Origin of the sequence: Paenibacillus sp. FSL M7-1046 (genome assembly GCF_038007405.1) — a bacterium.
Lineage (GTDB): Bacteria > Bacillota > Bacilli > Paenibacillales > Paenibacillaceae > Paenibacillus_AQ.
In genome coordinates this window covers 7,629,709-7,651,128 of the sequence record NZ_JBBOXB010000001.1, presented here as the reverse complement: position 1 = coordinate 7,651,128, position 21,420 = coordinate 7,629,709, and the positions used below count along the sequence as shown (strand labels likewise).

Below are 21,420 nucleotides of genomic sequence, written 5' to 3'. Positions count from 1 at the left end.
GAAGGAGGAAACCACTTATGACGACGCAAACCATTCTTCCGGTGGATGCCGGACGTCTCAGCGAATTATCGCAGAGCAGCGGCGAGCCAAGCTGGCTGAAGGACAGCCGGTTAAAGGCGCTGGAACTGGCAGCAAGCTTGGAGCTGCCGAAACTGGAAAAGACACGGATTGAACGCTGGAACGTGAACAACTATGGAACCTACAAAGCAAGCCAGCCTTTTACAGCACTTAGTGAAGCACCTGCTTCCATAACTGCCCTGATTCAGGGTCAGGAGGAAGGCAGTCTGATTATTCAACGTAATTCAGGCGCTGTCTATACACGGCTGTCTCCTGAGCTTGCTGCGCTAGGCGTGATTTTTACCGATTTGCAGACAGCAGTCAAAGAGCATGGAGATCTTGTCCAGCGTTATCTGCATAAGGCGGTGCTGCCAGACGAGCATTCCATTGCTGCACTTCATGCCGCCCTGTGGAACGGCGGAGTATTCCTCTATGTTCCCAAAAATGTGGTTATCGACACTCCACTGCAAGCGGTGCTGCTGACGGACGATGCGGAAGCTGCTTTCGTTCCGCATATTCTGGTGGTTGCCGAATCGAACAGCTCAGTAACCTATGTAGACAACTATGTATCCGACAAAACGGAAGCCGGACTGCATAACGGTGCGGTTGAAGTATTTGTAGGTGCGGGCGCCAAAGTGCGCTTTGCCTCGGTACATCAGCTTGGCGTGGACACTACAGATGTGACCTACCGCCGTGCAGTTGTTGAGAACGATGGAACTATTGAGTGGATTGTCGGCGAAATGAACTACGGCGATACAGCGAGTGACACGAAGTCGGTGCTGAAAGGCAATGGTTCAAGCTCCGATGCCAAAGTGATCGCGGTAGGATCGGGTTCGCAGAAGCTGAACTATACGACTCAGGCACAGCACTTCGGCAAGAATACGCCGAGTGACATGATTACCCGTGCTGTTATGCGGGATTCTGCGACTTCTATTATTAACGGAATTACGAAGATCGAAAAAGGTGCGACAAGAGCCGATGGACAGCAGACCGAAAAAGTTCTGATGCTGAGCCCGAAAGCACGCGGCGACGCCAACCCGATCCTTCTTATAGATGAAGATGATGTAACAGCCGGCCATGCCGCTTCCGTAGGACGGGTCAATTACGAGCAAGTGTTTTACCTGATGTCCCGCGGAATTACACGGCACGATGCAGAAACACTGATCATATACGGCTTCCTGGCACCGGTAGTGTCGCAAATTCCACTGGAGGGACTGCGCAATCAGCTCCAATCTCTTGTGGAAAGGAAGTTAGGCCAATGATTAACAGTAACATCCGGGAGCAATTTCCCATCCTGAATCAAAAGATTAACGGCCATCCGCTGGTTTATCTGGACAGTGCGGCAACTTCACAGAAACCGCGCCAAGTCATCGAAGCGGTGAAATCCTATTATGAATGGGATAACGCCAATGTCCACCGCGGTGTGCATACTCTGGGCAGCCGGGCTACGGATGCTTATGAGGGAGCCCGCGAGAAGGTTGCGAAGTTCATACATGCCCGCAGCACGAAGGAGATAATCTTTACCCGCGGCACAACGACAGCGTTAAATATAGTGGCTTCTTCTTATGGCCCTGCTGTTCTTAGTGAAGGCGACGAAATTGTCATCACCCAGATGGAGCATCACAGCAACTTTATTCCATGGCAGCAGTTGGCCAAGAAGACTGGGGCAACCCTGAAATTTCTTCCACTGCAGAAGGATGGAACGATCACCCTGGAGGATGCCGAGAATACGATTACGGACAAGACCAAAATCGTAGCCATCGCGTATGTATCCAATGTTATGGGGGTTACCCATCCGGTTAAAGAGCTTGCAGCCATTGCTCACCGCAAGGGTGCAGTTATCGTGGTGGACGGAGCACAGAGCACGCCGCATATGAAGGTCGATGTCCAGGAGCTGGATTGCGATTTCTATGCGTTCTCCGGTCACAAAATGCTGGCCCCGACCGGCATCGGTGCTTTGTACGGCAAGAAGGCATTGCTGGAAGCTATGGAGCCGGTTGAGTTCGGCGGCGAGATGATTGATGATGTCGGTCTTTATGAATCCACTTGGAAAGAGCTGCCTTGGAAGTTCGAAGGCGGGACACCGATTATCGCCGGTGCCGTCGGATTGGGAGCAGCAATTGATTTCCTGCAGGAGATCGGACTGGATGAAATTCACCGTCATGAAATCCAGCTTGCCGCTTACGCGGAGCAGCGACTTGCAGAGGTTGACGGCTTGACGCTGTATGGCCCGCGTAATCGTCAGGTGGGTGTAGTCACGTTCAATCTGGGTGATGTGCATCCGCATGATGTGGCGACGGTGCTGGATGCGGAAGGTATTGCCGTCCGCGCCGGCCATCATTGCTGCCAACCGCTGATGCGCTGGCTTGAGGTAAGCTCAACGGCACGGGCCAGCTTCTACCTCTACAATACGGAACAGGATGTAGATGCGCTGGTCCAAGCTTTAATCAAGGCAAAGGAGTATTTCGCCTATGAACTTGGATGACTTGTATAGACGCGTAATTATGGATCATTATAAAAATCCCCGGAACCGTGGTTCATTTGCAGACGACGCTGTGAAGATTGAGCTGAACAACCCGACCTGTGGCGACCGGATTACGCTGCAGCTTAAGGTAGAGGACGGCATCGTCAAAGATGCCCGGTATAGCGGCGAAGGCTGTTCGATCAGCATGTCGTCGGCTTCCATGATGACGGAAGCCGTCAAGGGACAGACTATAGAGCATGCGCTTGAGCTTGCTGACAAGTTCTCCTCCCTGATGAAGGGTGAGACAGTAGATTTCGGAGACTATGAAGATATAGAAGCCCTTTCCGGTGTTAATAAATTTCCGGCGCGGATCAAATGTGCCACATTGGCATGGAACGCGCTTCGCAAAGGAATAGACGTCGAAGAAGAACACCAACAACATTAGATAACAAGGAGGCTGACACCATGGCTAAGAAAGCGCCTGATATGGAGGAATACCAGTACGGGTTCCGTGATGAGCACAAGTCGATATTTCAGTCTGGTAAAGGACTTACGGCCGAAATTGTGAAGGAAATCTCCGCAATCAAAAACGAGCCGGAATGGATGCTGAACTTCCGCCTGAAAGCTCTGGAGCAATTCCGCAAGATGCCGATGCCTCAGTGGGGCGGCAACATGGATGATCTGGATTTCGAAGACATTCAGTACTATGTAAGACCTTCCGAGAAGCAAGGAAAAACTTGGGAGGAAGTTCCTTCCGAGATTAAAGAAACCTTCGATAAGCTGGGTATTCCGGAAGCGGAGCAGAAGTTCCTCGCCGGTGTATCAGCACAATATGAATCTGAGGTTGTTTATCACAGCATGCAGAAGAGCCTTGAAGACCAAGGGGTTATCTTCACCGATACTGATACTGCGCTGCGTGAGCATCCCGAGCTGTTAAAGAAATTCTTCGGCACGATCATTCCGCCGACAGACAATAAGTTTGCTGCACTGAACAGTGCCGTGTGGTCGGGGGGCAGCTTTATCTATGTTCCGAAGGGTGTGAAATGCGAAGTGCCTCTGCAGGCTTACTTCCGTATCAACTCCGAGAACATGGGTCAGTTCGAGCGTACGCTGATCCTCGCGGATGAGGACAGCTTTGTGCATTACGTAGAAGGCTGTACCGCACCAATCTACAGCACTAATTCCCTGCATAGTGCCGTTGTTGAAATTCTGTGTATGAAGAACTCCCGTGTTCGGTATACTACTATTCAGAACTGGGCACCAAATATCTACAATCTCGTAACCAAACGTGCGGTTGCTGAAGAGAATGCTACCATGGAATGGGTGGACGGCAACATTGGTTCCAAGCTGACAATGAAGTATCCTGCGGTTGTGTTAAAAGGCCGGGGAGCCAAAGGTTCCGTATTGTCGATTGCAGTGGCAGGCAAAGGCCAGCACCAGGATGCAGGCGCCAAGATGATCCATTTGGCACCGGACACGACTTCGACGATCGTATCCAAATCGATCAGCAAGCACGGCGGCAAGGTAACTTACCGCGGACTCGCTTCCTTCGGCCGTCAGGCGGAAGGCGCGAAATCGAATATCAAATGTGATACGCTCATTCTGGATAACCAGTCCACTTCGGACACGATTCCATATAATGAGATCATGAACGATAATATCGTGCTGGAGCATGAAGCGACGGTATCCAAGGTTTCCGAGGAGCAGCTGTTCTATCTGATGAGCCGCGGTCTCACAGAAGCCGAAGCCACACAGATGATCGTCATGGGCTTCATCGAGCCGTTCACCAAAGAACTGCCGATGGAATATGCGGTCGAAATGAACCGTCTCATCAAGTTCGAGATGGAAGGAAGTATCGGATAACCTTGCTGTACTAAGGTTTTCCACCTTCCTACAATTTAAATTAATATTTATAGTTGTCACCATAATGTGTGTCCGCAGCAGCCCTGATGTTCTCATCTTTCAGGCCTGCCGGGCACATGTTTTGCTTTTGCCCACTACGTATTCAGGAGGCCCACATGAGAAACTTGATTGTGTCTGAATTTTTAACTGTTGACGGTGTAATGGAGGACCCGCAGTGGACCTTTCAATACAGCTCGGATGAGCAGGATCAGTTTAAATTCGCGGAGTTAAAAGCTGCCGATGCGCTGCTGCTGGGGCGCGTAACCTATGAAGGCTTTGCGGCTGCATGGCCTAATATGCTGGAGCAGACCGGGGAATACGGCGAGATGATGAATGGTTATGCCAAACATGTAGTCTCCACAACCCTGACAGAAGCCGGGTGGAACAATTCATCTGTGATCAAGAATAATCTGGTGGAAGAAATCACGAAGCTGAAGGAGCAGCCCGGCAGAGACATTCTCGTGTTTGGCAGCTGCACGCTTGTACAGTCCCTGATCTCGCTGGGTCTCGTGGATGAGTACCGGTTAATGGTGTTTCCGGTGGTGCTGGGCAAGGGCAAACGTCTCTTTGGAGATGGGCTGGAGAAGCAGGGTTTTGAGCTGGTGCAGACTAAGCGGTTCTCCTCCGGTGTGGCAGTAGTCTGCTACCGGCCTGCAAAGAACTAAGAGCTGTACAGCAGCAGAGGAAACAACAAAATGCAATCCAAAAACGCTACCGCTGGAACATGAACCCCATGTTTTGGCTGTTGCGTTTTTTTTGTTGTAACAAGCTTCACGGAAATGGATGAAATATGCATAAATATACACCCTGAATCTTGTGTTTGCTTAATTGAACAGTATTTGCGAGGAAATGGAAGCAATTAAAGCTATAGGTATCGTTTTATTATCATATAAGCCATCTTTATTCGGGAAAAACGTGGAAAACGGCGTATTCTACCCTTTGCCGCATTAAAATATGGGTGATAAACTGCTTAAAGTCCCTAAAATGGAAGCGCTAAAAAAGCTGGCTTGCGATGTGAGATTTGCATCGCAAGCCAAATGTATCTTACGGGGCAGGCGCCGCCAAGTAGGGTCAAGTTCATGCTTACGAAGTGAGTTTTACTTCGTAAAGCCAAGTTCATGCTTACGAAGTAAGCTTTACTTCGTAAAGCTTTAAGGAGGAGAGATATGGATGTTCTCAGGCAACTGCGGGGCTTTTATCGGGAGAAGCTGCACTATCTGATTCTGTCGATTTTATGCTTGGCTGCCGCAACTGCAGTGGGGCTTATTACCCCGAATTTGCTACGAAGGTTAATTGATGATGTGATTGTTCCCCTGAAGTTTACTGAGGTGCCCGTACTCGCTCTATCTGTACTGGCCGTGGTAATCGTCAAAGCTTGCCTGCAGTTTGCGCATGGTTTTTTTGGAGGACGGCTGGGTAACTTTCTGGCCTACCGGCTGCGCAATGCCTGCTATGAGAAGCTGCAATTTCTGTCTTTCCGTTACTATGATACGGCAAAGACTGGAGACCTGATGTCCCGGCTGACCGGGGACCTTGAAGCGATCCGGAATTTCATCGGCTTCGGCTTCGCCCAATTGCTGAATGTATTTTTTATGGTGCTGTTTGGGTCTATTATGATGTTCACGATCAACTGGCAGCTTACGCTCGTCACACTGATCACTATGCCTTTTCTGGCTACAGTAGCACTCAGATTCGAATCGAAAATTCATCCGGCCTTTCAGGAGATGCGGCTGGCCCTCAGCTCTCTGACCACGGCTGTTCAGGAGAATATTACAGGTGTACGGACGGTCAAATCGTTTGCCAGAGAGGCTTATGAAGTTGAGAAATTTTCGCACCGTAATGAACGTTATAAGGATAACCAGATTTTTGCCGCCGAGCTGTGGAGCAAATTTTTCCCGGTCATGGAGCTTCTGGCCTCCGTCAGTATAGCCATTCTGCTCGGTGTCGGCGGAACGCTGGTCATCAAGGGCCGCATGTCACTGGGTGAACTGGTCGCCTTCTTCAGTCTGATCTGGTATATTATCGGTCCGGTCTGGGGTCTTGGCTTCCATATCAACAACTATACGCAATCCAAAGCTTCGGGAGAACGTGTACTTGAAGTCCTTAACCAGCAGATTGATGTAAAGGATAAGGAGAATGCCCGCGAGCTTGTATCCTCCGAGGTGCGGGGCGAGGTCATTTTCGACCATGTTACATTTGCGTACGGGAATAAAATGCCGGCTGTAAAAGACATTCATTTCGAAGCGGAGCCGGGTGCGGTTATCGGGTTTCTCGGCGGTACCGGCTCCGGCAAATCGACGATTACCCAGTTGATGATGCGCGCCTATGATGTAAATAAAGGAAGCATTACACTGGATGGCGTGGATATCCGGGAGTACAATATTCGCAGCCTGCGTTCGCAGATTTCGACTGTGTTTCAGGAGACGTTCCTGTTCTCGTCCTCTATCCGCAATAATATCTCTTACGGCCTCAAAAATGTGAGCATGGAGGAAATCATCCGGGCGGCACAGCTTGCCAAAGCGCATGATTTCATCATGGAGATGCCTGATGGATATGACACGGTAGTCGGCGAGCGGGGGATGGGACTTTCGGGCGGACAGAAGCAGCGGATTGCTATCGCCCGTGCCTTGCTTAAGAATCCGCGTATCCTCATTCTGGATGATGCCACGAGTGCCGTGGATATGGAGACGGAACATGAGATCCAGACCGGCTTCCAGGAGGTTATGCGCGGACGGACCACGCTGATCATTGCCCACCGGATTTCCTCTCTGCGTCATGCCGACCAGATCATCGTGATGGATGAAGGACGGATGGTTCAAAAGGGAACACATGCGGAGCTGATTGAAGTTCCCGGCCCGTATCAGGATGTGTACCGGATTCAATACGCCGATTATCTGGCCCGGAATTCGGTGAGAGGGGAGGGGATTCAGCATGAAGCTTGAAGCCAAACAAGCCACAGCGGCTAGTGCAAAGCACAATAAAACCGAGGAACAGACGCTTGAGGAACGCTTTGTATACAAGGATGACGACCAGATCGACAAATCCTTTGACTGGAAGCAGTTCACGAGGTTGTTCGGATATATGAAGCCTTACGCGAAGCAGATGCTTCCGCTCGTCTCCGCTCTGATGGTTCTGGGCACAGTCACGAAGCTCACGGTCCCTTTTCTGACCAGTATGGCTATTGACAAGGCAATTGCCCCGAAAGAGGGAAACCCCAGCTTAACGTTACTGTACACACTTACGGTAAGTGTAATTGTACTGTACCTGATCCAGTGGATTGCAGGGGTGTACCGGATCAAATATACCAATGTTATCGGCCAACGGGTTATTTATGATTTACGCTCGGACCTGTTCCGGCATATCCAGAAGCTATCTTTTAACTTTTTCGATAAACGCCCGGCCGGCTCGGTACTGGTACGGGTGACGAATGATATTAACTCCCTGCAGGATCTGTTCACCAACGGGGTCGTCAATTTAATGATCGACTGTGTTCAACTGGTCGGCATTACAGTGATTCTGCTGCTGATCAACTGGAAACTGGGGCTTGCCGTGATGGTTACGGTGCCGGTTATGTTCCTGGTTTCAACCAAGCTGCGGCAGAAGATCCGGATTGCCTGGCAGGATGTGCGGATGAAGAACTCGCGGATCAATTCACATTTGAATGAGTCGATTCAAGGTATCCGGGTAACACAGGCCTACACACAGGAACAGGAAAATATGCATTACTTTGACGCCATGAACATGGACAGCCGGAAATCATGGAACAAGGCTTCAGCGATGAACCAGGCCTTTGGCCCGATTATTGAAATAACAGGCGGATTCGGCACCATGATCCTGTTCTGGTTGGGGGCATATTTGATCCAATCCGGAGAGCTGACCGTCGGTTACCTGGTGGCATTCAGTACGTATGTGAGCAACTTCTGGGACCCGATCAACAGACTGGGACAGATGTACAATCAGCTGCTGGTAGCAATGGCGTCTTCAGAACGGATCTTTGAGTATCTGGATGAGCAGCCTTCGGTTCAGGATAAACCGGGGGCAACACCGCTGCCGAAGATTCAAGGGGATATCCGCTTTAACAAGGTCATCTTCGAATATGAAAAGGGCCGTGCGGCGCTGAAGGGTATTGATCTGGACGTCAAGGCCGGCCAGTCGATCGCACTTGTGGGCCACACGGGCTCCGGTAAAAGTACGATCATTAACCTGATCGGCCGGTTCTATGACATTAAGAGCGGCGATATTACTATCGACGGCAAGGATGTCCGTGAGGTTACCCTGCAGAGTCTCCGGGAGCAGATTGGTATCGTGCTGCAGGATACGTTTATCTTCTCAGGAACGATCCGCGACAACATCCGTTTCGGGCGGCTGGATGCCACCGATAAGGAGGTTGAAGAGGTCGCCAAGGCAGTGGATGCCCATGATTTCATCATGAAACTGCCCGGCGGTTACGAAACTGAGGTGGAGGAGCGGGGGAGTGCGCTGTCCATGGGACAGCGTCAGCTGATTTCCTTTGCCCGGGCACTCCTGGCCGATCCGCGTATTCTGATCCTGGATGAAGCTACGGCGAGTATTGACACCGAGACGGAGATCAAAATTCAGGAAGCGTTGAAGATTCTGCTGCAGGGCCGCACTTCCTTTATCGTGGCCCACCGTCTGTCAACGATCCGCCACGCCGATAAAATTATCGTGCTGGATCACGGGGAGATCAAGGAAGAAGGCAATCATGCCGAGCTTACCGCCAGAGATGGCATTTATAACGGTTTAATCGAAGCGCAGTTCCGCTTCTTATAGAAGTAAGAGCGGCCCCATCCGGCATGAGAATTGCTGGAGGGGCTGCTCTTTTTTTTGGATTATCCTATTTACAATAGCGGATAAGATGGGATTTCTATTCACGTCGTTTCCCAACTTTGCCGGAAATACGCACTTCAAACATCTGTGCGCTGATCTCCTGCTGCCATTCGGTGTCCTCTGTATGCGCAGCAAGAACAGCCTCATTGGTGAGCCTTGCCATCTCCCAGCAATACATGGTGTTCACCTGCAGGCAATGGCGCTGCTCGGCTTCTTCGGCCGCCGTTAGCGGGCGCCTGCAGCTTGCAGTATAAAGCTCTGCCAGACGCTGATGAACCGGTAGCATAGGTTTCCTCCTCAAAGGTTGTGAGCAGTTCGCAAACAACTTCAATCACTGCCTCTTCTTAAGCCTCGCCATGCGGTGGTTAATCCAAACCATGCAGAATCACCGGGAATAATAAAATTTTGACTAAAAGAACACAAAAATCTTGAAATCGCTTTTTTTTGTGCTACAATAACAGTAATACAGGATTGTGACCGGTAAGGCGGGCAATGCCTAAGTTGATGCGAGTATCATTTTTTTAATGATATTGGGATCAGCTTAGGCTTTTTTTGTACAAACTATATGTCGGGGGGTGATCAACAGATGATTATAGAGAAGATACTTAACAACAATGTGCTCTTAACCAAGAACCAGAAAGGCAAGGAAGTCATTGTGATGGGCAGGGGAATTTCCTTCAATAAAGTAGCCGGCGACTATGTAGATCCGGAAAAGGTCGATAAAATCTTTTTGCTGAACGAAAATCAATTCACGGCCAGACTGACTGAACTTCTGAACGACATTCCGGTGGCTCATCTGGAATTAGCGAATGAAATTGTCACCTATGCGAATGGAGTTCTCGGTACAGAGCTTAGCGACAATCTCTATCTGACCCTGACAGATCATATCCATTTTGCTGTCCAACGTTTTGAAAAGGGGATTGCACTGAAAAATGCGATGCTGTTTGAAATTAAACGTTTCTATAAGAAGGAATTCTCCATTGGGATGGATGCACTGAAGATTATTGAAAGGGCTACCGGACTTTCGCTGGGCGAGGATGAAGCCGGGTTTATCGCGCTGCATCTGGTAAATGCCAGAATGGACGGCAGTGAAATGAAGTCCACGATCAAGATGACAGAAATTGTCCAGAACATTCTGAATATTGTCACTTACCACTACAAGGTCGTACTGGACGAGAGCTCACTGAATTATTCGCGGTTCCTTACACATTTGCAATATTTCTCCATGCGGGTATTGAAGAAGGAGAGCAGCAGCAGCGGTGAGGATTTTTTGTACAATCAGCTTAAGCAGACTTATGTGAAGGCGTTTGAATGCGCCAACAAAATCAATGATTATCTGGAAAAGTCCTATAGCCAAAGCTTAAGCAAGGATGAATACGTATATCTGACCATCCATATCCAGCGGGTAACGGAACGCAACAATCTGGAGTAAAGCTTGGGTTGAAAGTGAAAACAAAATAATGATCATCTGACAGGGTGTTACTGGTAAGGCAGGCAAAACCTGAACTGATGGCAAAATGGGCGTGTGATGACGTTTCCTTTTTGCTGTGAGTTCAGGTTTTTCTTGTTTGCAGGAGTATAAGGTCAACAGCTGGCACAACCTATACTTGCTGCAACGATCTACATTCTAAGCTGTAAAGGAGCAAACTAATATGAGCAGCAAAGACTTGTCCAAACAGATTATTACGCTTGTAGGCGGCGAAGACAACGTGAACTCTGTGTTCCACTGCGCCACAAGATTAAGATTCAAGCTTAAGGATTCGAGGAAGGCAGATAAAGCGGCACTGGAGAAAACTCCAGGCGTCATCACTGTGGTGGAGAACAGCGGTCAGTTTCAGGTAGTCATAGGCAACAATGTAAGCCAGGTGTTCGAGCAGATTATGAAGGAAACTTCACTCCAGGATGCCGAAAAATCCGGCAAAGCCGATGAGTCTTCAGAGAGTACCAGTGTTCTGGGCAAAGCCGTCGATATCATTTCCAGTATCTTTTCCCCAATTCTCGGGGCACTGGCAGGGGCAGGGATCCTCAAAGGGCTGCTCGCCTTAATTTTATCTCTGGAGTGGATTAATGCAGCCAGCGGGACCTATTTGGTTCTGAATGCGGCTTCGGACAGCGTATTCTACTTCCTGCCGGTATTTCTGGCAGTTACGGCTGCGCGCAAGTTCAAGGCTAATCAATTTGTCTCCATTGCTGTAGCAGGCGCTTTAGTCTATCCGGCAGTGATAACCGCAGTCAGCGCACCGGACCCGCTCAGCTTCTTGGGAATACCGGTTGTACTGATCAACTATTCATCCAGTGTCATTCCGATCATTCTGGCGGTCTGGGTGCAGTCCTATATAGAGAAGTGGTTCCGTTCGTTCATTCATGAATCGGTTAGAAATATCCTGGTTCCGATGTTCGCACTGCTTATCGTTATTCCGCTGACCTTCCTGGCTTTCGGTCCTGTAGGTTCATTGATCAGCGATGGGCTGGCTTCCGGCTACACCTGGCTCTACAATTTAAGTCCATTGGTTGCCGGTGCCATTGCCGGAGCATTCTGGCAGGTGTTCGTAATCTTCGGTGTACACTGGGGTTTCGTACCGGTTATGCTCAGCAATATTGCCACTTTGGGCTATGACACCATGCTGCCTATCCTTACTGCTGCAGTCTTGTCGCAAGCGGGTGCGGTATTCGGCGTGTTCCTGAAATCAAAGAATCCGCAGCTAAAAGCTTTGTCCGGCTCCTCAACACTGGCTGCTGTGTTCGGGATCACCGAGCCGACGATCTACGGCGTCACCTTGAAGCTGAAGAAACCGTTCATCTACGCCTGCATCTCCGGAGCCATCGGTGGTGCGATCATCGCTATCGGCGGAGCCAAAGCAATAAGCTTCTCCTTACCGGGTCTGTTGGCTCTGCCGACCTATTTTGGCGACGGATTCTCCTGGGTTGTCATCGGTATCGTTGTTGCTTTTGTATTAGCGGTTATTCTGGTGTATTTGTTTGGATTTGATGACCCTGCAGTACCTGCTGAGGAGGCTCCCGGGCCTGTTGCCGCATCGTCACCCTCGCTGATTGACAAGGAGACGGTGGCCAGCCCGCTGACAGGAACACTTATGCCGCTGGAAGCTTTGCCGGACGAAGCTTTTGCCTCCGGAGCCATGGGCCAGGGGATCGTGATTGAACCGGATTCAGGCCGGCTGACCTCACCGGTGAAAGGAACCGTAACAACTGTATTCCCGACAGGCCATGCGATTGGCATTACCTCCGAGAGCGGTGCCGAGCTGCTGATTCATGTCGGGGTCAATACCGTGAAGCTCAAAGGAAAACATTTTGACAAACGGGTACAAGAGGGAGATAAGGTCGAGCAGGGCCAACTGCTGCTGGAATTCGATGTAGCAGCGATTCGTGAAGCCGGCTTTGTAACTGCAACACCGGTGATCGTGACCAACTCTGCAAATTATCTGGATGTGCTTAAGACTACTGAAGCCAAAGTACAAAATGGCGACCTGCTGTTGACCATTATCAATTAGAAAAGAGGGAGATTAAATCATGACAGTGATCAAAAAAGGATTTCCGCAGAACTTCTTATGGGGCGGCGCTACAGCCGCCAATCAGCTGGAGGGGGCATACGATGCCGACGGCAAAGGATTGTCCAGTGCGGATATGGTTGCCTACGTGCCTAAGGCCGAGCGGACAAATGACCATGCTATAGAAATCTCCTCCGAGCGGATTGAACAGATTCTGTCCGGGGAATTCAGCGCACGTTTCCCGAAACGTGAAGGGGTGGACTTCTATCACCGTTATAAAGAGGACATTGCCTTGTTCGCCGAAATGGGCTTCAAAGTGTTCCGTCTGTCGATCAACTGGGCGCGCATCTTCCCGAACGGCGATGATGCCGAGCCGAATGAAGCAGGACTGCAATTCTATGATGATGTCTTTGACGAGCTGCATAAATATGGCATCGAGCCGCTTGTGACACTGGCCCATTACGAAACACCACTGGGCTTGACTCACAAATATAACGGCTGGGCAGGCCGCGAGGTTATCGCTTGCTTCACCCGTTATGCGGAGACCGTATTCCGGCGCTACAAGGACAAAGTGAAATATTGGATCACATTCAACGAGATCAATATGATGACGCTAAGTCCATTCACGGGCGGCGGCGTTGTAATCGACCGGGCAGAGAACAAGCTGCAGACAATCTACCAGGCGCTGCATCACCAGTTTGTCGCCAGCTCTCTCGCCACCAAGCTGGTGCATGAGATCATCCCGGGTTCGCAGATGGGCTGTATGCTTGCCCGGATGGAAAGTTATGCGAATACCTGCAATCCTGAGGATGTCCTGAAGAATCAGCAGGAGAACCAGATGAATCTGTACTTTACGGATGTGCATGCCCGCGGGGAATATCCGAAGTATATGGAGCGGTTTTTCGAGGAAAACAATGTGGTTATTCATAAAGAGCCGGGTGACGATGAAATTCTGAAACTCCACACCGTTGATTATGTGGCTTTCAGTTATTATATGACGCTGACCGTGTCTGTAAGTCCGGAAGGAGAACGCGCACAGGGCAATCTGTTCGGCGGTGTGAAGAACCCTTACCTGAAGGCTTCGGAATGGGGCTGGCAGATTGATCCCATCGGTTTGCGGATTATGCTGAATACGATGTATGACCGTTATCAGAAACCTTTGTTCATCGTCGAAAATGGTCTTGGCGCGTATGACAAGGTTGAGGAAGACGGCTCTGTCCATGACAGCTACCGTATTGATTACTTAAGACAGCATATTGCTCAAATGAAGGAAGCGGTACTGGACGGCGTTGAGCTGATCGGATATACAAGCTGGGGGCCGATAGACCTGGTGAGCATGTCCACTTCTGAAATGTCCAAGCGTTACGGATTTATCTACGTTGATTTGGATGACGACGGCAACGGTACCTTGAACCGTTCCAGAAAGGATTCCTTCCACTGGTACAAAAAAGTCATCGCCAGCAATGGTGAGGAATTGTAGGACTCAGGAGTAATAGTGTGAGCTGCTTCTCACAAGCAATAATTATGGATCATAAAGAAGAGGTTCCCTCAGCCGTCACTGGCGAAAGGGAACCTCTTCTTGCGTGGGAATATTTAAACCGAAGTTAACTATTCCATATAAATTTCAACCACCGCGATTTTGCGTTCGCGGGACAGGTCAAGGAATATGCCTTCGCTTTGCACAAGCGGTCGGAAAACATCCAGCGGATTGTTCATGACAATGACACCCATGTCTCCCGTGCTCAGCAGCACGCGTTTACCGATGAAATTAGGCATTAAATGCTGGATAAAGGCTTGTACAGGTCTGCCGTTTAGCTTGCCGAAGCTGAGATTGTTGATTTCACGCAGTACGGAGATCAATTCTTGCTTGGATTGATAAACACGGTGTGTGGTCATTGCGCTGTAGATATCAGCTACGGCAGCAATCTGGGCATAAGGGTGTATGTCTGATTTCGTAAGGTTGTTGGGGTACCCGGAGCCGTCTTCACGCTCATGGTGCTGCAGGGCAACCAACGCGGTATAAGGATCATTCATGGAGCTGCGGATGATTTCGTGACCGTAAATCGTATGTAATTTGACTTGATCGTACTCCTCAGGGGACAGCTTGCCCGGCTTATTCAGAATGGAGGGGGAGATCCGGCATTTTCCGATATCGATCAAATATCCGGCCCGGCCGATTTCATAGCATTCTTTCTTGGAATACCCCAGCCATGAGGAGATATAATAAGAAAGCATGCCCACCTGAAGTGAATGGTTATAAGTGTAATTATCATCCCGGTTCAGCAGAAGCAGCAGAGAGACTACATCCTTGTGTTTATCCAAGGAGTTCAGTGATGGCTGGAGAATATCGTCCACTACGGTTTGATTAAAGCTCCCTTTGGTTAACGCTTCCATATATACCGATTCAAAGCCTTCAATACTTGTATCAAAGTTGGCGGCTACGGCCTGAATGATGGAAGACCTGCTGGTTGGGACTTGTGCTACATGCGCCTCCTCGATATCAACATAATCTACCCCATGCTGTATCAGCTTGGCTATCTCCTCGATCTGGAGAGATGATCCTTTAGGTAATACATGCAGCCCTCTTGAATTAAAGGTGTCCATCCGCAGGCAATCACCCGGTTTAAGATCCATGACGTGTACTTTCAATGAATATGCCACCTTACATTAGCTATTTTTTCCAGCATAGCAACAAAGTCGGGAATATTCAATGGTTTTGAATTACTGGTTAATCTATCTGGTAATTCTGTGCTTTTTGGTCAGAGCCGAGCCACTGTTCTCCAGATTCGTTGATGTCCTTTTTCCACACTGGAACGGAGGCTTTAAGCTTCTCGATGGCGTAGCGGCTCGCTTCGTAACAGACATCCCTATGCGCCGCTGACACCGCAATAATAACACTGGCTTCCTTAAGGCCTACGAGCCCTATCCGGTGCGCAATGGCGCAGCGGGCGTTCCAGCGTTCCTGAACCCCCCTGCCGATTTCCTGCAGCTTGCTCAGCGCCATCGGGATGTAAGCTTCATAATGAAGCGCTGTTGTCCGCTGGTCTCCGGTCATCTCACGCGTAGTTCCGACGAAGACTAATGAAGCTCCGTGATCACTGTCAAGCACTTTATCCAGAAGAGCTTCTGCATTCAGCGGCAGGCCGGTAATACTGAACAGACCATCTTCGGTCTCGCTAGTTGAGGGTACTGCTTCTCCTCCCGAAACTGGAGGAATCAGGGCGACTTCGGAGGTTTCGGAGATCTCAGTATCATCAGGAGCGTATTCATGGTCAACAGCTACCAAAGAAACGCTGATTTGTGCCGCCGCATCAGGGTAGGAGGCAGAGAGAAGCTCCTTTAAACGGCCCGCAGTTACGGAGTTATCGTGAACGTGAAAAGACAGGGTGGAAGAGCCGATTACCTCGGCCAGCCCGGCAAACAGACGTATAGTTATATGCATGGTTTATTCACCTCTTAGGTTCTGATAATGATTCAAATATACCATATTAGCCCTGAAAATGTTATGCTAGGTCTTATAAGATGAGACACCTGCCGCTACATTCAGAACGGCTAAACAGGTGGGAGGGATAGAAGCTGATGGAATCCGCGCCGCAAAGATTGACCATACTTCATACGAATGATATACATAGCCACTTCGAAATGATGAGTCCGATTGCTGCGCAGATAGAACTTCTAAAGGCTGAGGCGGGTGAAGATCCCGTGTTGCTCGTGGATATCGGGGATCATATGGACCGGGCAGCTGTGGAAACCGAAGGTACTATGGGCCAGGCGAACATTGATATTCTAAACTTGACCGGATACGACGCTGTCACCATCGGCAACAACGAAGGACTGACCTTCTCGCAGGGAGATGCGCAAGAGACATTGTCTGCGATATTCACCGGCCTACAGTGCCCGGTGGTGTGCTGCAATTTCCTGGATTCGTCGACGGGAGAACCTCCGCACTGGATCAAACGCCATACGATTGTGGAGAAGGAAGGCATCAGAATCGGGATTACGGGAGCTACGGCAGCTTTCACTTCCTTCTATTCTTTGATGGGCTGGGATGTCATGGACCCTGAGGAGGCGCTGCGTGAGGAGTGCCGTCTTCTGGCCCCGCAGGTCGACCTTGTCATTATTCTCTCTCACCTTGGCCTGCCTGCAGACCGGGCGCTGGCGGAGAAGCTGGAAGGTGTGCATGCGATCCTCGGCGGACATACGCATCATATGCTGGAAACGCCGCTCATCATTAACGGGACCGCCGTTTGCGGTGCGGGGAAATTCGGCCGCTATGTAGGAAGGCTTGTGTTTGAACGGACAGCGCCTGGAGATTCGTTCAAGTTCTTGAACGGCGGATGTATTGCTGTTGATCCTAATCTGAGAGAGAATGTTATTGCTCCTGCCGTTAGGATGAATTTGCAGCGTGGTCTTGAAGTGCTGGAGGAGACGGTGGCGATCAGTGACCGCGAGCTGCCGCTGGATCTGCAGGGCGAATCACCCTTTGGCAATCTGCTGGCGCAGGCGGTGCGGCGTTTCACAGGCAGTCCGATCGCATTAGTCAATACCGGACAGCTGCTCGGGCCGCTTCCGAAGGGGAATATCACTGCAGGGATGCTTCATGCGCTCTGTCCCTCACCGATTAATCCTTGTACTGTCAAGCTTGCCGGCAAAGACATCCGCACGGCGCTTGAACAGAGCCTGTCAGACGAGTTCTGCAATAAGGCAATCTTCGGCTATGGTTTCCGGGGGAACGTGCTGGGAAGCCTGGCTGTGGATGGATTAAAAATCTTGTACGATCCGGCGGTCATGCCTTATGATAACGATATTGCCATTTTTGTCGATGGAGAACCGCTGGAGGAAAGCCGGGAATATGAAGTAGGGACTTTGGACATGTTCACTTTTCGGAGCGGATATGAGAGTATCGCTAACGGGCGTGATACAGTGTATCTGCTGCCACATTTTCTGCGCGATCTGTTGCGGATGGAGCTGCAGCATCCGGGAAGTCTTGAGGAATGTATGCTCGTCCGCTGGGAGAGCAGAGCGACTTAATGTGGCATCACCTACATATGTAAATCTAGAGCAACAAGCTGCAACAAGTTTCATATGTTCAAGAACAGGAGGCTAAGATGGATACTATTACAGCAATTATTCTGGCTATTGTAGAGGGGATTACGGAGTTTATTCCGGTTTCATCGACAGGCCACATGATTCTTACCACGAAACTATTAGGCTATAACGAGCAAGAGCCGATAATGAAGACATACGAAATTGTCATTCAGCTCGGTGCGATTCTGGCCATTGCTCTGGTCTACCGCCAGCGGGTTCTGAATTTGCTGGGGATCGGACGCAGCCGTCAAGGCAGAGGCGGTGTGATGCCTGCTTCACGTCTCAATCTGGTGCACATCATTCTCGGAATTGCTCCGGCGCTGGCCGTGGCATTTTTTGCCCGTGACTTTATCAAGGGGCTTTTCGGGGCTACGACGGTGTTATGGGCACTTGTCGCCGGCGGGATTCTAATGATCGTTGCAGAATGGGTGAACAAACGCAAGATCCGTGTAACTGCGCATGAGCTTGATGATCTGTCTTACGGGCAGGCGCTGGCTATCGGCATGTATCAGATTATTTCCGTACTCTGGCCCGGCTTCTCCCGCTCCGGTTCTACGATCTCAGGCGGTATGCTGAGCGGTGTCAGCTATAAGGCTTCGGCGGATTTTTCCTTCCTCATCGCCATTCCGATTATGTGTGCGGCTTCGGGCTATGAGCTGCTGGATTCGTACAAGTATTTTACAAGTGACACCATTTGGGATTTTGCCATTGGATTCGTAATTTCATTTATAGTCGCTTATGTGGTCGTAATCCTGTTCATGAAGCTGATTCAAAAGATCAGACCGACACACTTTGCGATCTACCGGTTTATCCTGGCAGCTGTTTTCTGGCTGTTTATTATGCGTTAATCTCCAAAAAACTTGGTACCGGCAAGGATGTATCCGTTCATCACAAATTTCTTGCCGGATCGCTCAAGGCAACGGTATAGACACAGCGTGTTGACCCTAAGATTTTGAAACAGAATAGTAATTTACCGTTAAGGGCAGGAGTGAGCCAAGGTGCGTTTAGTATCCGTGAATCGGCTTCAGGCGGGAATGAAGCTGGGTAAAAAAATTTATAATGATGAAGGACTTGTTCTGTTAGCGGACGGAATAGAACTTACGGATGCCTTAATTAAGCGGCTGGCAAGGATCGACATCGGCTATATCTATATAGAGGATGCCATCACGGAAGATATCGTAATTACTGGAATGCTGCATGATGAGACGCGCAATCAGGCGCTGAAGGTCATTAGGAGCCAGTTTCAGGATATGTCCGGTGCTTCCGGCATAACTAAAGGCTTCTATCATCTCGACAAAAAATTCTCCAAGATGATGGACTCCATTCTGGAAGACATGTCATCACTGGAGGACCCGATGATTATGCTGGCGGATATGCATACAGCTGACAACTACCTTTATGTCCATTCGCTTAATGTCTGTCTGTATACGCTGGTGCTTGGAATTGCCCATGGCTACAGCAAAGAGGAGCTGCGGGTAATTGGGCTGGGCTCGCTGCTGCATGACATTGGCAAAACGCAGATTCCGGTCAAAATCATCCAGAAGCCGGGGATGCTCAGCGACGAGGAGTTCCGCCATATGCAGGCCCACACTGAAATCGGATACCGGATTCTCAAGGATGAGCCGAATATCCCGCTGCTCGCGGCGCATTGTGCCCTACAGCATCATGAACGTATTGACGGCTCCGGCTATCCCCGCGGGCTGACCGGTTCGCAAATCCATGAATATGCCAAGTGGCTGGGGATAGCCGATTCCTACGATGCCATGACTTCGAACCGGATCTATAAAAAAGCGATGCTGCCGCATCAGGCGGTAGAAGCGCTGTATGTTGGATCAGGGACATTGTATGAGCAAAACCAGCTGGAGCTGTTCAGAGACCGTGTAGCGATCTACCCGCTTGGGCTCACAGTGAAGCTGAGCACCGGCGAGAGCGGCGTCGTGGTCAAAATTGATCCCAGTATCCCCCACAGGCCGGTTGTGCGGGTATTTGCCGGCCCCGAGGGTGAGGCGGTTACTCCCTTTGAACGGGATCTTGGCCGGGCACTTTCCGTTGTGATCGTCGGCGTGTCAGATGAGGATCAATCTATGGTGAAGGTGACCTAACTGATGTTGGCGGCAGGGAGATAGCTTTTCGGCTTCCCTGCCGTTTCGCAGCGAGGGAAGAAAGCAGGTTACGCAGCGGTGCGGCCTGCTTTCTTCCCCGCTGTTTTTTATACTCTTCCAAAGGAAAGGTTCCCCGGGCCGCAACAAAAGGATCTGGCAATTACGCCGCTTGGAGCGGCATAATTGCCAGAAAGTGCAGTTTTTTTGCTGCTCGTGGTATGATATAGGTTAAGTCAACGTTCTTTTTGATTTATTTTGGGTTAATAATAAGGAATACGCACTAAAGGAGCAATAAGAAATGAGTATATTAGAACCATCCTCCACAACTGTCCGTGAACTGTCGCCGAGCTACGATCCATGGGATCCGATTACTTCACTTCGCAAGCATGGACGGCATGTATTGACCAGTGTGGAGATGACGGTTACCAATCTATGCAACATGCGATGTGAACATTGTGCGGTTGGCGACAGCCTGACGATGAAAGAAGGAGAAATGCTGCCTCTGAAGAATATGCTGGACCGCCTGGAACAGGTAGAACATCTGCAAACGATCAGTATTACCGGCGGGGAGCCGATGTTCCGCGCATCGACTGTAGAGAATATCATCGTGCCGCTGCTGAAATATGCCCGTGAGCGGGGCATACGTTCGCAGATCAATTCCAATCTGACTATGCCCTACGCCCGTTACGAGCAGCTGCTGCCGTATCTGGACGTGATGCATATCTCATTCAATTATGTGAACGGAGACGACTTCCATGAGGTAGGCTTCGCCAACAGCGGCCATCCGGTGTCACGTGAAGCGGCGTATCGTTTATATGACACGATGCTTGAGAATTCACGGCGGCTCAGTGAAGACGGTATGCTGATCTCAGCAGAATCTATGATTAACTATCGTACACACACCAAGCTGCCTGAAATTCATAAGCTGATTGGCGATATGGGCGCAAGACGGCATGAGGTGCATCCGATGTACGCTTCCAGCTTTGCCTCTTCGCTCCCTGTGCTGTCTCTGAAGGAAATGGGTGATGCCATTCATTCCCTGCTGGATCACCGCGATCCGGAGATGTGGATGCTGTTTGGCACTCTGCCGTTTTTTGCCTGCAGCTTCCTGGAACAGGATCAGAAGCTGTTGCGCAGATTGCGTACCGAGAAGAATGTGACGCTGCGCAATGATCCGGACGGAAGAAACCGTGTGAATGTAAATTTATTTACAGGTGATGTGTTTGTCACGGATTTTGCCGATATTTCCGCCTTTGGCAACATCAGTACCAGCAAGCTGGATGACATTTTCGCCGAGTGGCAGACTAAGCATCCGCTTAATCAGAAAGTGAATTGCCACTGTGATGAAGCTGGCTGCTGCGGGCCCAACCTTTTGGTGGCCGATATGTATTATCCAGAGGTAGATTTCAAATCAAGGAAAGCGATCACTTTGTAGAAACGAGGCGTTGTTATA

General features: G+C 50.0%; 17 protein-coding genes. 14 read left to right on the top strand and 3 right to left on the bottom strand.

Features of this window, described 5'->3' with window-relative positions:
* Positions 1-17 precede the first annotated feature (17 nt).
* From sufD to NYE29_RS34335, 7 genes are all read left to right on the top strand, one after another.
* Positions 18-1,319 (top strand): Fe-S cluster assembly protein SufD, encoded by a 1,302-nt coding sequence (gene sufD, locus NYE29_RS34365; protein WP_340899554.1) that lies wholly within the window; start codon positions 18-20, stop codon positions 1,317-1,319.
* A complete protein-coding gene (locus tag NYE29_RS34360; RefSeq protein WP_076113278.1) occupies positions 1,316-2,542 on the top strand; it encodes a cysteine desulfurase in 1,227 nt (408 codons plus the stop codon). The genes sufD and NYE29_RS34360 overlap by 4 nt, the downstream gene beginning before the upstream one ends.
* Complete coding sequence (gene sufU, locus NYE29_RS34355; RefSeq protein WP_038588542.1) at positions 2,529-2,966, top strand: Fe-S cluster assembly sulfur transfer protein SufU; 438 nt, start codon at positions 2,529-2,531, stop codon at positions 2,964-2,966. The genes NYE29_RS34360 and sufU overlap by 14 nt, the downstream gene beginning before the upstream one ends.
* Before the next feature lie 20 nt (positions 2,967-2,986).
* A complete protein-coding gene (gene sufB, locus NYE29_RS34350; protein WP_038588545.1) occupies positions 2,987-4,384 on the top strand; it encodes a Fe-S cluster assembly protein SufB in 1,398 nt (465 codons plus the stop codon).
* Between the two features lie 155 nt (positions 4,385-4,539).
* Positions 4,540-5,088 (top strand): dihydrofolate reductase family protein, encoded by a 549-nt coding sequence (locus NYE29_RS34345; RefSeq protein WP_038588548.1) that lies wholly within the window; start codon positions 4,540-4,542, stop codon positions 5,086-5,088.
* 501 nt (positions 5,089-5,589) lie between these two features.
* Positions 5,590-7,365, top strand: coding sequence for an ABC transporter ATP-binding protein (locus NYE29_RS34340; protein ID WP_340899552.1), 1,776 nt, complete (start codon positions 5,590-5,592; stop codon positions 7,363-7,365).
* Positions 7,355-9,214 (top strand): ABC transporter ATP-binding protein, encoded by a 1,860-nt coding sequence (locus NYE29_RS34335; protein ID WP_340899550.1) that lies wholly within the window; start codon positions 7,355-7,357, stop codon positions 9,212-9,214. The genes NYE29_RS34340 and NYE29_RS34335 overlap by 11 nt, the downstream gene beginning before the upstream one ends.
* Positions 9,215-9,308: 94 nt before the next feature.
* Here the strand turns inward: NYE29_RS34335 and NYE29_RS34330 are convergent, their stop codons facing one another.
* Positions 9,309-9,557, bottom strand: a complete 249-nt coding sequence (locus NYE29_RS34330) for a DUF7667 family protein (protein WP_076113282.1) — start codon at positions 9,555-9,557, stop codon at positions 9,309-9,311.
* A gap of 300 nt (positions 9,558-9,857) precedes the next feature.
* Between NYE29_RS34330 and licT the strand changes: the two genes are divergently transcribed.
* The 3 genes from licT to NYE29_RS34315 all read left to right on the top strand — a co-directional run bounded on the left by licT (position 9,858) and on the right by NYE29_RS34315 (position 14,257).
* On the top strand, positions 9,858-10,703 hold the full coding sequence (gene licT, locus NYE29_RS34325; protein WP_076113283.1) for a BglG family transcription antiterminator LicT: 846 nt from the start codon (positions 9,858-9,860) through the stop codon (positions 10,701-10,703).
* Positions 10,704-10,923: 220 nt separating this feature from the next.
* Positions 10,924-12,780 carry a beta-glucoside-specific PTS transporter subunit IIABC gene (locus NYE29_RS34320; RefSeq protein ID WP_076113284.1) on the top strand — a complete coding sequence of 619 codons (1,857 nt, stop codon included), beginning with the start codon at positions 10,924-10,926 and terminating at the stop codon, positions 12,778-12,780.
* A gap of 19 nt (positions 12,781-12,799) precedes the next feature.
* Entirely contained in the window at positions 12,800-14,257 is a 1,458-nt protein-coding gene (locus NYE29_RS34315; RefSeq protein WP_076113285.1) for a glycoside hydrolase family 1 protein, read from the top strand.
* Between the two features lie 128 nt (positions 14,258-14,385).
* Here NYE29_RS34315 and NYE29_RS34310 read toward each other — a convergent pair whose 3' ends face one another.
* A complete protein-coding gene (locus NYE29_RS34310) occupies positions 14,386-15,426 on the bottom strand; it encodes an HD-GYP domain-containing protein (protein WP_340899549.1) in 1,041 nt (346 codons plus the stop codon).
* Between the two features lie 79 nt (positions 15,427-15,505).
* Positions 15,506-16,219, bottom strand: coding sequence for a molybdenum cofactor biosynthesis protein (locus NYE29_RS34305; protein ID WP_340899548.1), 714 nt, complete (start codon positions 16,217-16,219; stop codon positions 15,506-15,508).
* Positions 16,220-16,356: 137 nt separating this feature from the next.
* Here NYE29_RS34305 and NYE29_RS34300 point away from each other — a divergent pair, with 137 nt between their 5' ends.
* The 4 genes from NYE29_RS34300 to yfkAB all read left to right on the top strand — a co-directional run bounded on the left by NYE29_RS34300 (position 16,357) and on the right by yfkAB (position 21,402).
* A complete protein-coding gene (locus tag NYE29_RS34300) occupies positions 16,357-17,808 on the top strand; it encodes a bifunctional metallophosphatase/5'-nucleotidase (protein WP_076113288.1) in 1,452 nt (483 codons plus the stop codon).
* Positions 17,809-17,885: 77 nt separating this feature from the next.
* Positions 17,886-18,713, top strand: coding sequence for an undecaprenyl-diphosphate phosphatase (locus NYE29_RS34295; RefSeq protein WP_038588572.1), 828 nt, complete (start codon positions 17,886-17,888; stop codon positions 18,711-18,713).
* Between the two features lie 150 nt (positions 18,714-18,863).
* Positions 18,864-19,967, top strand: coding sequence for an HD-GYP domain-containing protein (locus NYE29_RS34290; RefSeq protein ID WP_340899546.1), 1,104 nt, complete (start codon positions 18,864-18,866; stop codon positions 19,965-19,967).
* Between the two features lie 298 nt (positions 19,968-20,265).
* Complete coding sequence (gene yfkAB / locus NYE29_RS34285; RefSeq protein WP_076113289.1) at positions 20,266-21,402, top strand: radical SAM/CxCxxxxC motif protein YfkAB; 1,137 nt, start codon at positions 20,266-20,268, stop codon at positions 21,400-21,402.
* Positions 21,403-21,420 lie beyond the last annotated feature (18 nt).